At 74.4% G+C, this 12,661-nt stretch carries 13 protein-coding genes; 9 read left to right on the plus strand and 4 right to left on the minus strand.

Features of this window, described 5'->3' with window-relative positions:
* Window positions 1-90 precede the first annotated feature (90 nt).
* Window positions 91-1,401, plus strand: a complete 1,311-nt coding sequence (locus tag J7F03_RS16885; protein WP_214950237.1) for an alpha/beta fold hydrolase — start codon at window positions 91-93, stop codon at window positions 1,399-1,401.
* A gap of 10 nt (window positions 1,402-1,411) precedes the next feature.
* Here the strand turns inward: J7F03_RS16885 and J7F03_RS16890 are convergent, their stop codons facing one another.
* Window positions 1,412-2,269, minus strand: coding sequence for an MBL fold metallo-hydrolase (locus J7F03_RS16890; protein WP_214950238.1), 858 nt, complete (start codon window positions 2,267-2,269; stop codon window positions 1,412-1,414).
* An 18-nt stretch (window positions 2,270-2,287) separates the two neighbouring features.
* Between J7F03_RS16890 and J7F03_RS16895 the strand changes: the two genes are divergently transcribed.
* Window positions 2,288-3,052, plus strand: coding sequence for a PIG-L deacetylase family protein (locus J7F03_RS16895; RefSeq protein WP_214950239.1), 765 nt, complete (start codon window positions 2,288-2,290; stop codon window positions 3,050-3,052).
* Between the two features lie 23 nt (window positions 3,053-3,075).
* Entirely contained in the window at window positions 3,076-3,909 is an 834-nt protein-coding gene (locus J7F03_RS16900) for an enoyl-CoA hydratase/isomerase family protein (protein ID WP_214950240.1), read from the plus strand.
* 37 nt (window positions 3,910-3,946) lie between these two features.
* On the opposite strand, the gene J7F03_RS16905 is transcribed toward J7F03_RS16900, so the two are convergent.
* The 3 genes from J7F03_RS16905 to J7F03_RS16915 all read right to left on the minus strand — a co-directional run bounded on the left by J7F03_RS16905 (window position 3,947) and on the right by J7F03_RS16915 (window position 6,932).
* Window positions 3,947-4,558, minus strand: coding sequence for a TetR/AcrR family transcriptional regulator (locus tag J7F03_RS16905; protein WP_214950241.1), 612 nt, complete (start codon window positions 4,556-4,558; stop codon window positions 3,947-3,949).
* A 191-nt stretch (window positions 4,559-4,749) separates the two neighbouring features.
* Complete coding sequence (locus J7F03_RS16910) at window positions 4,750-5,649, minus strand: SDR family oxidoreductase (RefSeq protein ID WP_214950243.1); 900 nt, start codon at window positions 5,647-5,649, stop codon at window positions 4,750-4,752.
* Window positions 5,650-5,762: 113 nt separating this feature from the next.
* Window positions 5,763-6,932, minus strand: a complete 1,170-nt coding sequence (locus tag J7F03_RS16915; protein WP_214950244.1) for a hypothetical protein — start codon at window positions 6,930-6,932, stop codon at window positions 5,763-5,765.
* Between the two features lie 232 nt (window positions 6,933-7,164).
* On the opposite strand from J7F03_RS16915, the gene J7F03_RS16920 reads away from it, so the two are divergent.
* From J7F03_RS16920 to J7F03_RS16945, 6 genes are all read left to right on the plus strand, one after another.
* Window positions 7,165-8,139, plus strand: a complete 975-nt coding sequence (locus tag J7F03_RS16920; RefSeq protein ID WP_214950245.1) for an NADPH:quinone oxidoreductase family protein — start codon at window positions 7,165-7,167, stop codon at window positions 8,137-8,139.
* Window positions 8,136-9,329, plus strand: a complete 1,194-nt coding sequence (locus tag J7F03_RS16925; RefSeq protein ID WP_214950246.1) for an acyl-CoA dehydrogenase family protein — start codon at window positions 8,136-8,138, stop codon at window positions 9,327-9,329. Before J7F03_RS16920 ends, J7F03_RS16925 begins: the two co-directional genes overlap by 4 nt.
* Window positions 9,326-10,495, plus strand: coding sequence for an acyl-CoA dehydrogenase family protein (locus J7F03_RS16930; protein ID WP_214950247.1), 1,170 nt, complete (start codon window positions 9,326-9,328; stop codon window positions 10,493-10,495). The genes J7F03_RS16925 and J7F03_RS16930 overlap by 4 nt, the downstream gene beginning before the upstream one ends.
* 262 nt (window positions 10,496-10,757) lie before the next feature.
* Complete coding sequence (locus J7F03_RS16935) at window positions 10,758-11,285, plus strand: GNAT family N-acetyltransferase (RefSeq protein ID WP_214950248.1); 528 nt, start codon at window positions 10,758-10,760, stop codon at window positions 11,283-11,285.
* A gap of 73 nt (window positions 11,286-11,358) precedes the next feature.
* Window positions 11,359-11,733 (plus strand): tyrosinase cofactor, encoded by a 375-nt coding sequence (locus tag J7F03_RS16940; RefSeq protein WP_214950249.1) that lies wholly within the window; start codon window positions 11,359-11,361, stop codon window positions 11,731-11,733.
* A gap of 6 nt (window positions 11,734-11,739) precedes the next feature.
* Window positions 11,740-12,603 (plus strand): tyrosinase family protein, encoded by an 864-nt coding sequence (locus J7F03_RS16945; RefSeq protein WP_214950250.1) that lies wholly within the window; start codon window positions 11,740-11,742, stop codon window positions 12,601-12,603.
* The last annotated feature ends 58 nt before the right edge of the window (window positions 12,604-12,661 follow it).

Here is a 12,661-nt window from a genome sequence, read left to right on the forward strand (position 1 = left end):
CACTTGTCGGCCCGTACTAGACTCGGCGGCACCGTCAATCCGTACCCCGGCCGCGACCCGGCCGGGGCATAGGTACCCGAGGGGCCGTCCGTGACCGCCAGTGCCAGCTACCGCCAGCCCGGTGTCGTCCTCACCGACCACCACTTCACCGTCCCGCTGGACCACACCCGCCCCGACGGCGAGCGGATCGAGCTGTACGCGCGCGAGCTGGTCGCCACCGGCAAGGACCCGGAGTCCCTGCCCTGGATGCTCTACCTGGAGGGCGGTCCGGGCTTCGGCGCGCGCCGGTTCACCGGCCGACAGGCCTGGCTGGAACGGGCCCTGTCCGAGTACCGGGTGCTCCTCCTCGACCAGCGCGGAACCGGCCGCTCCACCCCGGTCAACCGGCAGACCCTGCCCCTGCGCGGAACCCCGGAGCGGCAGGCCGACTACCTCGCACACTTCCGCGCCGACTCCATCGTGCGCGACGCCGAGACAATCCGGCCCCTCCTCACCGGCGGCGCGCCCTGGACGGTCCTCGGCCAGAGCTTCGGCGGCTTCTGCGTCACCCACTACCTGTGCGCCGCCCCCGAGGGGCTGACCGCCGCCCTGATCACCGGCGGGCTGCCCTCCCTCGACGCGACGGCGGCCGAGGTGTACGAGGCCGCGTACCCCCGCGTAGAGCGCAAGAACCGCGCGCACTACGCCCGTTACCCCATGGACGTCGAGCGCGCCCGCCGGATCGCCGCCCACCTCGCCGAGCAGCCGGCCGAACTCCCCGGCGGCTACCGCCTGACGGTCGAGGCCTTCCAGTCCCTCGGCCTCCTCCTCGGCGTCTCGGACGGCAGCCACCAGCTGCACTACCTGCTGGAGGACGCCTTCGTCCCCACGGCGGCCGGGCCCGCCCTCTCCGACGCCTTCCTGGAGGCCGCGCACGCCCAACTCTCCTTCGCGGGGCACCCCTTGTACGCGCTGCTCCACGAGGCGATCTACGCCCAGGATCCGGGCGCGCCCATCGGCTGGGCCGCCGACCTGGTGCGCGCCGGCCACCCGCGCTTCGACGCCGCCAAGTCCCTCGCGGGCGACGACGCGCTGTACTTCACCGGCGAGACCATCCACCCCTGGCACTTCACCTCCGACCCGGCGCTCGCCCCGCTGCGGGAGACCGCCGAACGGCTGGTCGCCCGCAGTGGCTGGGCGCCGCTGTACGACCCGGCGCGGCTCGCCGCCAACGAGGTGCCGGTGGCCGCGGCCGTCTACCACGACGACATGTACGTGGACACGGCGCACTCCCTGGCCACCGCCCGGGCGATCCGGGGGCTGAGGACGTGGGTGACGGACGAGTTCGAACACGACGGCGTCCGCGCCGGCGGCCCCCGCGTCCTGGACCGGCTGCTGGCGCTCGTACGGGACGAGCTCTGACCCGGTAGCCCTACCCGTCCGCCGGCTCCGCTGCCTCCGGCGTCTCCGGCGTCTCCGGTGTGCCCGGTACGGCCGGATCCACGAAGGCGCGGGTCAGGTGCGCCGTGGCCAGCAGGGCGCCGCGGCGCACGGACAGGGCGAGCAGCTCCTCCCGGGAGGCGCGGGCGGCGGCCCGGTCGCGTTCGTGCGAGTACGGGACGCACGGAGCGGCCAGCTGCACGGCATGGACCAGTACGTCACCGGTGACCAGCACGTCCCGGGCGGAACCGCCCGGGACGGACTGCTCCACCAGCACCGACTGGTGGCCCGGCGTGTGCCCGGGCGTCGGGAGCAGGGTCAGGCCGGGGGCGAGCCGGTGGACCCCGGACACCTCGTGCAGCTGCCCCGTGGCCCGCAGCGGCGCGACCACCCAGTCCCAGACGGGATCCGCCCGGTCCAGGGCCGAGACCTCCGCGCTCTGTACGAGGTACCGCGCGGCCGGGAAGAACGGCCGGCCGGCCGCGTCCAGGGTCCAGCCCGTGTGGTCCTCGTGCAGGTGGGTCAGGACCACCGCCTCCACGTCGGCCGGGCCGATCCCGGCCTCCGCGAGCGCGGCGGGCAGCCGGCCCGGGACCGGGGCCCAACCGGCCGCCGGCCCGTGCGCCGGGCCGACCCCCGCGTCGACGAGCACCCAGCGGCCGTGCGGCCGGGACACGGCGAAGCACCGGAAGTCCAGTCGCCAGGCGCCGTCCGGACCCGCCGCGCCGGGGTCCAGGAGCGCTGCCCGCGCCCAGTCGGCGCCGCCCGCCCCGGGGAACGCCGTGCGGGCCGGCTCGAAGAACGTTCCGGAGGCGTCGAGCAGGGCCACTACCTGCCCGTGTCTGTCCATTCGCCTATTGTGCGAGGTATGACTGAACAACTGCACGGGCCCGCGCCCTTGGAGCCCATGCCCACCGACTGGACGCGGGCGCTCGCGGTGGTGGCGCACCCCGACGACCTCGAATACGGCTGCGCGGCGGCCATCGCGGACTGGACGGACGGCGGCCGGGAGGTCGTCTACCTGCTCGCCACGCGCGGCGAGGCGGGCATCGACACCATCGCCCCCGCGGAGTGCGCCCCGCTGCGCGAGGCCGAACAGCGCGCGAGCGCGGCCGTCGTCGGGGTGCCCACGGTGGAGTTCCTCGACTACCACGACGGGGTGATCGAGTACGGCCTCGACCTGCGCCGGGACATCGCCGCCGCCATCCGCCGGCACCGCCCCGAGCTGGTCATCACCATGAACCACCGCGACACGTGGGGCGGAGCCGAGGGCGGCGGCTGGTGGAACACCCCCGACCACAAGGCGGTCGGCCGGGCCACCCTCGACGCGGCGGGTGACGCCGGCAACCGCTGGATCTTCCCCGAACTCCTCACCGATCAGGGCCTGGAGCCGTGGAACGGCGTCCGCTGGGTCGCGGTGTCCGGCACCGCCACTCCGACGCACGCGGCGGACGCCGGGCCGGGCATGGAGCGTTCGGTGAAGTCCCTGATGGAGCACAAGGCGTACATCGAGGTGCTGACGGACGAGGACCCCGAGACGTACGTGCGCGCCTTCCTGACGGGCAACGCCCAGCAGGCGGCGGCCCGGTTCGGCGGCCGCCCGGCGGTGGCGTTCGAGGTCTTCCCGCGCTGACCGGCGCGTCCTAGGGTGTCCGGGTGATCGACACCATCAGCACGGAGATCGCGGAGGGTGAGGAACGGATCCGTCTCGAAGTCGCGGACGGGATCGCGGAACTCACCCTCTGCCGGCCGGACAAACTCAACGGCTGGAGCTGGGAGTCCACGCGCCAGCTGGGCCTGCTGGCGGACCGGATCCGCTTCGACCCGGCGGTGCGCGCGGTCCTGCTGCGGGCCGAGGGCCGGGCCTTCTGCGCGGGGATCGACGTGACGGCCCCCGGCGGGGCGATCACGGGGGAGTCGGCGGCCGGCCGGAACCGCAACTACTACGAGGGCATCCGCTGGGTCCACGAACGCTTCGCCGTCCTCGCCCGCCTGCCGCAGCCGGTGGTGGCGGCCGTGCAGGGCTACTGCCTGGGATTCGGCTTCGAGCTGGCGCTGATGGCCGACATCCGGGTGGCGGCGCAGGACGCCGTCTTCGCTCTGCCCGAGGCCCGGTTGGGCGTCGCCGTGGACGCGGGCGGCGATCTGCGCATCGCCCGTGAGGCGGGCGCCGGCTGGGCGAAGTTCCTCGCCCTGACGGGCCGGCGCATCGACGCGGAAACGGCCCACCGCCTCAACCTCGTCCAACAGGTCGTCCCGCTCGGTGACTTGGCGGACACCGCCCGCGCTCTCGCGGCGGAGATCGCGGCCAACGCCCCCCTCGCGGTCCAGGGCATCAAGCGGGCGATCGACTCCTACGCGGACGCCGCGCTCCCGGCGGCGCTCGACCGCGTCGCGATGACGGCGGCCCTCACCCTCACCTCGGAGGACTCCCGCGAGGGCTACACCGCCAAGGCGGCGCGCCGGCCCCCGCACTTCACGGGAGGCTGAGGCTTCGAGGCCGGGCCCGCTCCTCGGGTTGCTCCGCCTACTCCTCCAGGCGCAGGAGGGCGAGGGCGCGGGCCGAGACGGCGGGGAGGGGCTCGCGGCCGCCCTCCGCGGCCCAGTGTTCGAGGGCGACCGTGACCGCGTCGATGAGGACGGCGGCCAGGACGCGGGTCTCCAGGGCGGATTCGGGGCGGCCCGTGCGGACCGAGAGGACCGGGACCAGCCGGTCCTGCATCGCGCGGGCGGCCGCGAGCCAGCGCAGGCGGATCTCCGGGACGGCGCTCATCACCCGGATGAGGCGGACCGTCTGGCCCGGCTCCTCGTAGCGCGCGCCCGCCGTCGCGGTGGTGAAGGCGGCCTGGACCGCTTCGGTGACCGGTTCCGAGGCGGGGCGCAGGGCGAGCTCCTCGACCAGGGTGGCCACCCCGGCGGTCAGCACCGGGGTCAGCGCGTCCTCCTTGGCCGGGCAGTACCGGTAGAAGGTGCGCAGCGAGATGCCGGCCGCCCGCGCGATGTCATCGACCGTCGTGGCCTCGTAACCCCGCTCGGAGAACAGTGCGGAGGCGGCCTCCGCGATCTCGTACCGCGTGGCCTCCCTGCGCCGTTCCGTCAGCGACGGACGTCCCGTACTGGCCGTACTCGCCGTGCTCACCGCAGCACCTCCGGGGTCGTTGAGGACGGATCGAGCAACCAATGTGCCACACCGCCGCATCTTGGCATGACGTGCCACGGCGGCGTGGCTCGCCAGACATGACATATGCCCGCCTCGCTACCGGAGCCGCCTCCGGCACGCGCTGCGCGCTGCTCACCGACCGGCCGCGGCCTCCCGTGAATCCGGCCGTTTCACGGGGTGAAGGGGCCGCGGCCCAACTGCTCCCGCACCGGTACCACTTCGGGGTTGACCAGCGCTCTGCGCTGCCAGTTCGCGCCGTCCACCACCAGGGTGTGGCCGGTGATGAAGCGGGCGTAGGGCGAGGCCAGGAAGGTGGCGGCCCAGCCCAGTTCGCGCGGTGCGCCCACCCGTAGTGCGGGCTGTCTGGCGTCCTTGGCGTCCGGGGCGGCCCGCTCCAGGCCGCCCCGGATGTCCGTGGTCATGTCCGCGTGCGGGAACAAGCCGGGGACCAGGCCGTTGATCTGGATGCCGTACGGGCCCCACTCGACGGCGAGCGTCTCCACGAGGTTCTTGACCCCGGCCTTGGCGGCGGCGCTGTGGGCGAATCCCGGCCCGCCCGTCCAGGCGTACGAGGCGCCGATGTTCACGATGGACCCGGCGCTGCCCGCGGCGAGGTGGCGGCGGCCGAACTCGCGGGTCACGAACCAGGTGCCGGTCAGGGTGATGTCGACCACCGCCCGCCACGCGTTGGGGGACAAGTCCTCGGCCGGGCAGGGAAAGTTGGCGGCGGCGTTGTTGACCAGCACGTCCGGCGGCCGGCCGAAGGCGGCCTCGGCCGCGTCGAAGACCTCCGAGACCCGCTCCGGGTCCCGGATGTCGCAGACGGCGGCCGTCACCCGTCCCGCGCCGGGTACGGCCCCCAACTCCTCCTGGGCCGCCTTCAACTGCTCGATCCGGCGGCCCGCGATCACCAAGTCGGCGCCGAGCCGCGCGAATTCGGTGGCGATGGCCTTGCCCAGCCCGGTCCCGCCGCCGGTCACGAGCGCGACCTGGCCGGTGAACGTACCGGGCGGCAGGGCGGCGGAGCCGAGCGGCGGCGGCGCGGGCAGCCCGCGCAAGGGGTTCTCCATGCGGCCCATCGATAGCGTGCGGGCGCTCAGATCACCATGCCCGTGCCGCGGGAAACCGGCCGGGGGCGGTCGGCGGCCGCGCCCCGGCCGGTCGTCCGCGGACCTGCGGCCCGCTACTTCGGCGGTGCGTACGCCTGCTTGCTCGCGCACGTCCAGATCACGGCGGCGTTCGCCCCGGTGGCCAGATCGCGGAAGGCGCCGCCCACCCGGTCGTCGTCCGAGACGGCCAGGGCCTCGGTGTTGACGTCGGTGCTCGCGCCCGCCGGGTTCGGGAGGGCCAGCGGGGCCCCGGTGCCCGGCCAGTAGGCGGCCCGGACGTAGCGCGCGTACCCCTCGACGAAGGTGACGGCCGAGCCGACCGTCACGTTCGTGGTCGGGCTGACGGCGTCGAAGGTGAGGTGTTCGTAGCCGGAGACCAGGCCGGGGCGGGCGGGCGGGGCGTCGTACGGCTTCTTCCAGACGGCCGGGGTACGGCGCCGCAGCTCGCGGTAGTTCTCCTCCTCGAATCCGATGACGCGGCCCCGGTCGTCGATGCCGCTCGCCTGCGTGCCGGTCGTCCAGTACGTCTCGGTCCAGACGGGGAGGCTGTACGGCGGGTAGCCGCCGCCGGCCGGCCAGACGACCGGGAACGTCGTACTGACGAGCTGGTCGTTCTCCCAGTCCGTGTACTCCGTATGGGCGGTGCCGAGCACGTCTCCGCGCTTGTTGATCCCGTCGACCGAGACGATCTTCGTGCTGGGGTGCGCGTCGGCAGGCACCGGCAGCTCGCGGACCGCGACACCGTTCACCCACTCCTTCGGCCCGCCGGCGTCCATGCCGACCACGTGGCCCGCGTCGTTGACGTCGGCCCCGAAGGTGGTGGCGGTGGCGGCGGCGGTGAGCAGCCGGACCGCCGCGTCGCCCCGGCGGTAGGTGAAGGCGGCCCGGGCGTGGTCCGCGGAGCGCTCCACGGTGCCCACCATCAGCCCCTTGGTGTTGACGGCCGTGACCGTGCCGGACTGGAAGCCGTCCGGCAGCGGGACGGCGTGGACCGTGCGGTCGGCCGTCCAGTAGGCGGGCAGGCCGAGGCTGGTGCCGACCGCGAGGCCGCCCGCCCCGAGGCCGTTCACGGCCCCCGTGCCCGCGGGTCCCCCGGGCAGGGCCGGCAGGCTGACGACGCCCGGCACGCAGGTGGACGCGGCCGGCGCCGCCGCGGCCGGCGCCGCCGCGGCCGGCGCCGCCGCGGCCGGACCGGCGGCCGTGACGAGGCCCGCCAGGACGATGGCGGCTCCGGCCGCTGACATGCTTCTTCTCATGTGGTGCTTCCCCCCAGGACGTGCGGTGGCCCGTGAAGCCATATGCGGCACTGACGTGCTCGTGTCGCATGCTGCCCGAAAGGGGGACGGAGGTGGCCGGATTGCCGCAGGTGGTTCCGGACGGACCGGTTCCCGTGGTCTCCAACTGGTTCCCAGGGACGCAAGCGACCGCTTAGTATGCCGCGAGGCGTGGTTCCCCGTCGGCGGCTGGAGGCCCCGGATGCAGGCATGGCGAGTACACACCCCCGGCGAGCCCCGCGAGGCCATGCGCCTCGAAGAGGTTCCCGAACCAGTGCCCGGCGAGGGCGAGGTGAGGCTCAAGGTGCTCGCCGCCAACGTCAACTTCCCCGACGCGCTGCTCGTGCGCGGCCAGTACCAGATCCGCCCCCCGCTGCCCTTCACGCCCGGGGTCGAGATCTGCGGCGAGACCGAGGACGGCCGCCGCGTCATCGCCAACCCGAGCCTGCCGCACGGCGGTTTCGCCGAGTACGTCACCGCCCCCGCGCGGGCCCTGCTCCCCGCTCCGGACACCCTCGACGACGCCGAAGCGGCCGCTCTGCACATCGGCTACCAGACGGGCTGGTTCGGCCTGCACCGCCGGGCCGGCCTGCGGGCCGGCGAGACCCTCCTCGTGCACGCCGCCGCCGGCGGGGTCGGCAGCGCCGCCGTCCAGCTGGGCAAGGCCGCCGGCGCCACCGTCATCGGCGTCGTCGGCGGCAAGGCCAAGGCGCGCACCGCCGAGGAGCTCGGCTGCGACCTGGTCATCGACCGCACGACGCAGGACATCGTCTCCGGCGTCAAGGAGTTCACCGGCGGGCGCGGCGCCGACGTCGTCTACGACCCGGTCGGCGGCGACGCCTACACCGCCTCGGCCAAGTGCGTGGCCTTCGAGGGCCGCATCGTCGTCGTCGGCTTCGCGAGCGGAACCATCCCCGCCCCGGCGCTGAATCACGCCCTCGTCAAGAACTACGCGATCCTCGGCCTGCACTGGGGCCTCTACGCCGCCAAGGACCCGGCGGCCATCGCCGCCTGCCACGCGGAGCTCACCCGCCTCGCCGCCGAAGGCACGGTGAAACCGCTGGTCAGCGAGCGCGTCCCGCTCGCCGGGGCCGCCGACGCCGTGCAGCGCCTCGCCGACGGGACCACCACCGGCCGGCTGGTCGTCGTACCGACCCCGAGCGGGGGCTCCCGATGACGGCCGCCGCGCTCACCCCCGAGCAACTGCTCGTCCGCGTAAGGGAACTGCTCGCCGCGCACCCGCCCGCCACCACCGGCCGCGAGGACTTCCTGCGGGCCCGCTTCGACGCCGGACTCGCCTGGGTGCACTACCCCGAAGGCCTCGGCGGACTCGGCGCGCCCCGCACCCTCCAGGCCGTCGTGGACGCCGAGTTGGAGGCCGCCGGAGCCCCCGACAACGATCCGCGCAGGATCGGCATCGGCCTCGGCATGGCCGCGCCCACGATCCTCGCGTACGGCACCGAGGAGCAGAAGCGGCGCTTCCTGCGCCCCCTGTGGATCGGTGAGGAAGTCTGGTGCCAGCTCTTCAGCGAGCCCGGCGCCGGCTCCGACCTGGCCGCACTCGGCACGCGCGCGGTGCGCGACGGCGACGACTGGGTGGTGGACGGCCAGAAGGTGTGGACCTCCAGCGCCCACACCGCCCGCTGGGCGATCCTGATCGCCCGCACCGACCCCGCGCTGCCCAAGCACCAGGGCATCACCTACTTCCTGTGCGATATGACCGCGCCCGGCGTAGAGGTGCGCCCGCTGCGCCAGATCACCGGCGAGGCCGAGTTCAACGAGGTCTTCCTCACCGGTGTCCGGATCCCCGACGCCCACCGCCTCGGCGAGGTCGGGCAGGGCTGGGCCGTCGCCCGCACCACGCTGATGAACGAGCGCGTCTCCATCGGCGGCATGCGGATCCCGCGCGAGGGCGGCATGATCGCCCCGGTCGCCGCCGCCTGGCGCGAGCGACCGGAGCTGCGTACGCACGCCCTGCACCAGCGGCTGCTGGAGCTGTGGGTCGAGGCGGAGGTGGCCCGCCTCACCGGGGAGCGGCTGCGCCAGCAGCTCGTCGCCGGACAGCCCGGCCCGGAGGGCTCGGGGATGAAGCTCACCTTCGCCCGCCTCAACCAGGAGATCAGCGGACTGGAGGTGGAACTCCTCGGCGAGGAAGGCCTGTCGTACGAGGACTGGACCCTGCGCCGCCCCGAGATCGTCGATTTCACCGGCCGCGACGCCGGCTACCGCTACCTGCGCGCCAAGGGCAACAGCATCGAGGGCGGCACCAGCGAAATCCTCCTCAACATCGTCGCCGAACGCGTCCTCGGCCTGCCCGCCGAACCGCGCGACGACAAGGACATCGCGTGGAAGGACCTGGCCCGATGACCGCACGGAACTCCCCGAGCGCCGCCCCCCTGGACCTGCTGTACTCCGAGGCGGAGGAGGAACTCCGCACGGCGGTACGCTCCCTGCTCGGCTCCCGCTGCGACGCCGCGGGCATCCTCGCCCGGATCGAGAGCGGCCGCCCGCACGACCCCGCGCTGTGGCGGGTGCTCGCCGCCGACATCGGCACGGCGGGACTGCTCGTACCGGAGAAGCTCGGCGGCCAGGGCGCGAGCCACCGGGAGGCGGCCGTGGTGCTGGAGGAGCTCGGCCGGGCCGCGGCGCCCGTCCCCTACCTCACCAGCGCGGTCCTGGCGACGGAGATCCTGCTCGGCTGTGACGGCGCCGAATCCGCGGACCTCCTACGGGAGCTGGCGGCGGGCCGGCAGATCTGCGCGCCCGCGCTGCCCCTGACCCTGGCCCCCGGCGCCCCCCTGCCGGCGCCGGTCCGGGACACGGGCGCGGGGGCCGGCCCCGGCACCGGGACGGGCGCGGGGACACTGAGCGGTACCGTCACCTCCGTCGCCGACGCGGTCTCCGCCGACGTGCTGCTGGTCCTCGCCGACACCGGGCTGTACGCCGTCCCGGCCGGCGCGGCGGGTGTCTCGCTCACCCCGCTCGTGGCCCTGGACCTGACCCGGCCGCTGGCCACCGTCACCTTCGACGCGGCCGCCGGTACCCGGCTCGCCGACCCGGCCACCGCCCGCGCGGCCATCGCCGGAGCACTGCTCTCCTCGGCCGGACTGCTCGCCTCGGAACAGCTCGGGCTCGCCGAGTGGTGCCTGACGCAGACGGTGGCGCACCTGCGCGCCCGCCACCAGTTCAACCGGCCCCTCGGCTCCTTCCAGGCCCTCAAGCACCGCCTCGCCCGGCTCTGGCTCGACGTCGCCTCCGCCCGGGCGGCGGCCAGAGCCGCCGCGGACGCCCTCGCGACCGGCGCCCCCGACACACCGCTCACGGTCGCCGTGGCCCAGGCCTACTGCTCGGGCGTCGCGGTCCGGGCTGCCGAGGAGTGCGTCCAGCTGCACGGCGGCATCGGCATGACCTGGGAACACCCCGCCCACCTCTACCTCAAGCGGGCCAAGGCCGACTCCCTGGCCCTCGGCACGGCCGGCCACCACCGCGGCCTGGTGGCGGACTTCGCGGAACTCCCGGCGCCGGCCCCGTAGGGCCTGGCCTGGCGCCCGGCCCGGCCGAACGGCCGATGCGGCGGTGCGGGCCGGTACGGCAACCTCTACAGGTTGCCCCCGCCCGCACCGCCCGCCCCGTGAAGGAGGCGCACCACGCTGCACGCCCTCTACCTCCTCGGCATGGCCGTCGGCACCGTCGTGTCCGCCGCCCTGGTCTTCGGCCTGCGCATGACCGCCGTCTTGCGCGACCCGCACCTGCCCCGCCTCCAGCGCGTCGCGGGCTGATCCCTATCCTCGGCGCATGGACGCCTCCCCCACCCGGATCGACCCCGCCGGTCTGACCGCCCACCGCGAGGAACTCGCCGACCTCCTCCTCGCCGTCGTACGCGCCGGCGCCTCCCTCGGCTTCCTCGCCGACCTCGACCACGCGGCGGCCGCCGCCTGGTGGGACTCCCTGCTCCCCGCCGTCGAGGACGGCTCCCTCGCGCTGTGGGTGTCCAGAGGGCCGGACGGCCGGGTCGACGGCACCATCAGCTGGAGCCGGGAATCCAAGCCCAACGGCCGCCACCGCGCCGAGGTGCGCAAGCTCATGGTCCACCCCGGGTCCCGCGGCCGCGGAACCGGCCGTGCGCTCCTCGCCGAAGCGGAGGCCGCCGCCGCCCGCGCCGGGGTGGTGCTCCTGTTCTTGGACACCGAGAGCGGCAGCGGGGCCGAGCGGGTGTACCGGGCCGCCGGCTGGACCGCGGCCGGCTCCATCCCCGACTACGCCACCGACCCGGCCGGCCGCCTCGTGGCGACCACCCTCTACTACAAACACACCACGCATTAGGGGCTCTCCGGTGACCTCGCCCGCCGCGCCGCGTTAGACCCGTAGCCACCGGCCACCGAGCGAGGGAGACCGTATGTACGCAGCACCCGCCGCCGCACCACTCACCCGCCGCGCGGTTCTTCGCACGGCCTTCACCGCGGCCGTGTTCGCGGGCACGGCCGCGGCCCTGGCCCCCGTACTGCGGGCCCGCAGGCCCCGGCAGACCCTCACGCCGGCGCCGCTCACCGAGGAGACATACCGCGGCCGGCACATCGCGGTGGACCTCGCAGGGGTCCGCATCGACGGCCGCCCCCTGCACGTCATGCGCCGCGCCGACGGCAGCTACCTCAGCGGGATCAACCACTTCCAGTCCTACGGCACCCCGCTGGAGCTCGCCCGCGCCGCCGTCGACGAACTGGGCACCAACCAGCTGGCCTTCGCGGCGGCCCACCACGGCGGACAGGAGTAGCGGGCCTTGTACACCCGGCAGAACCAGAAGAGCCTGACCAGCGCGCAGAAGAAGCGGTTCACGGCGGCCGTGCTGGGGCTCAAGCGCAACGGCACCTACGACGCCTTCGTGCGCACCCACGACAAATACTTCGTCCCCGACCGCGACCGCAAGCTGCGCGTCGGGCACATGTCACCGTCCTTCTTTCCCTGGCACCGGCGCTACCTGCTGGAGTTCGAGCGGCAGCTGCAGAAGATCGACCCCGGCGTCAGCATCCCGTACTGGGACTGGACCGCCGACAACAGCCCGGCCTCCTCCCTGTGGGCCGACGACTTCCTCGGGGGGACCGGCCGCGCGAGCGACCGGCAGGTGATGACCGGCCCGTTCGCCTACGGCACGGGCAACTGGACGGTGACCGTGGGCATCACGGAATCCCGCTTCCTCACCCGCAACCTGGGCCGGCCGCAAGACCCGATCAGCCTGCCGAACCGGGCCGAGCTCCAGTGGGCGATCGAGGACCCGGTGTACGACTCCTCGCCCTGGGACTCGACGGCCGCCGGCGGAGGCTTCCGCAACAAGCTGGAGGGCTGGGCCGCGCCGAAGAGCGAGAAGTGGCGCAATCACAACAAGGTCCACCAGTGGATCGGCGGCCACATGACGGGCGGCACCGCGCCCAACGACCCGGCGTTCTGGCTGCACCACGCCTTCGTGGACCTGCTCTGGGACCGCTGGCAGCGCAGGCACCCGGACTCCGGCTATCTGCCCGCCGCCCCGCTCGCCCGCGGCGACCTCCAGCGGGGCCGGGTGATCGCCCTCGACGAGCCGATGCCGCCGTGGGACGTCACCCCGCGCGAGATGCTCGGCCACCAGGACTCCTACCGCTACGAGTGACCGCGGCCCCCCGGTGGAGGCCGGGGAGCCGGGCGGCGCACACACCGGTGTTCCGGCG

The sequence above is a fragment of the Streptomyces sp. ISL-43 genome, from assembly GCF_018614195.1.
In the GTDB taxonomy this organism is placed as follows: Bacteria; Actinomycetota; Actinomycetes; order Streptomycetales; family Streptomycetaceae; genus Streptomyces.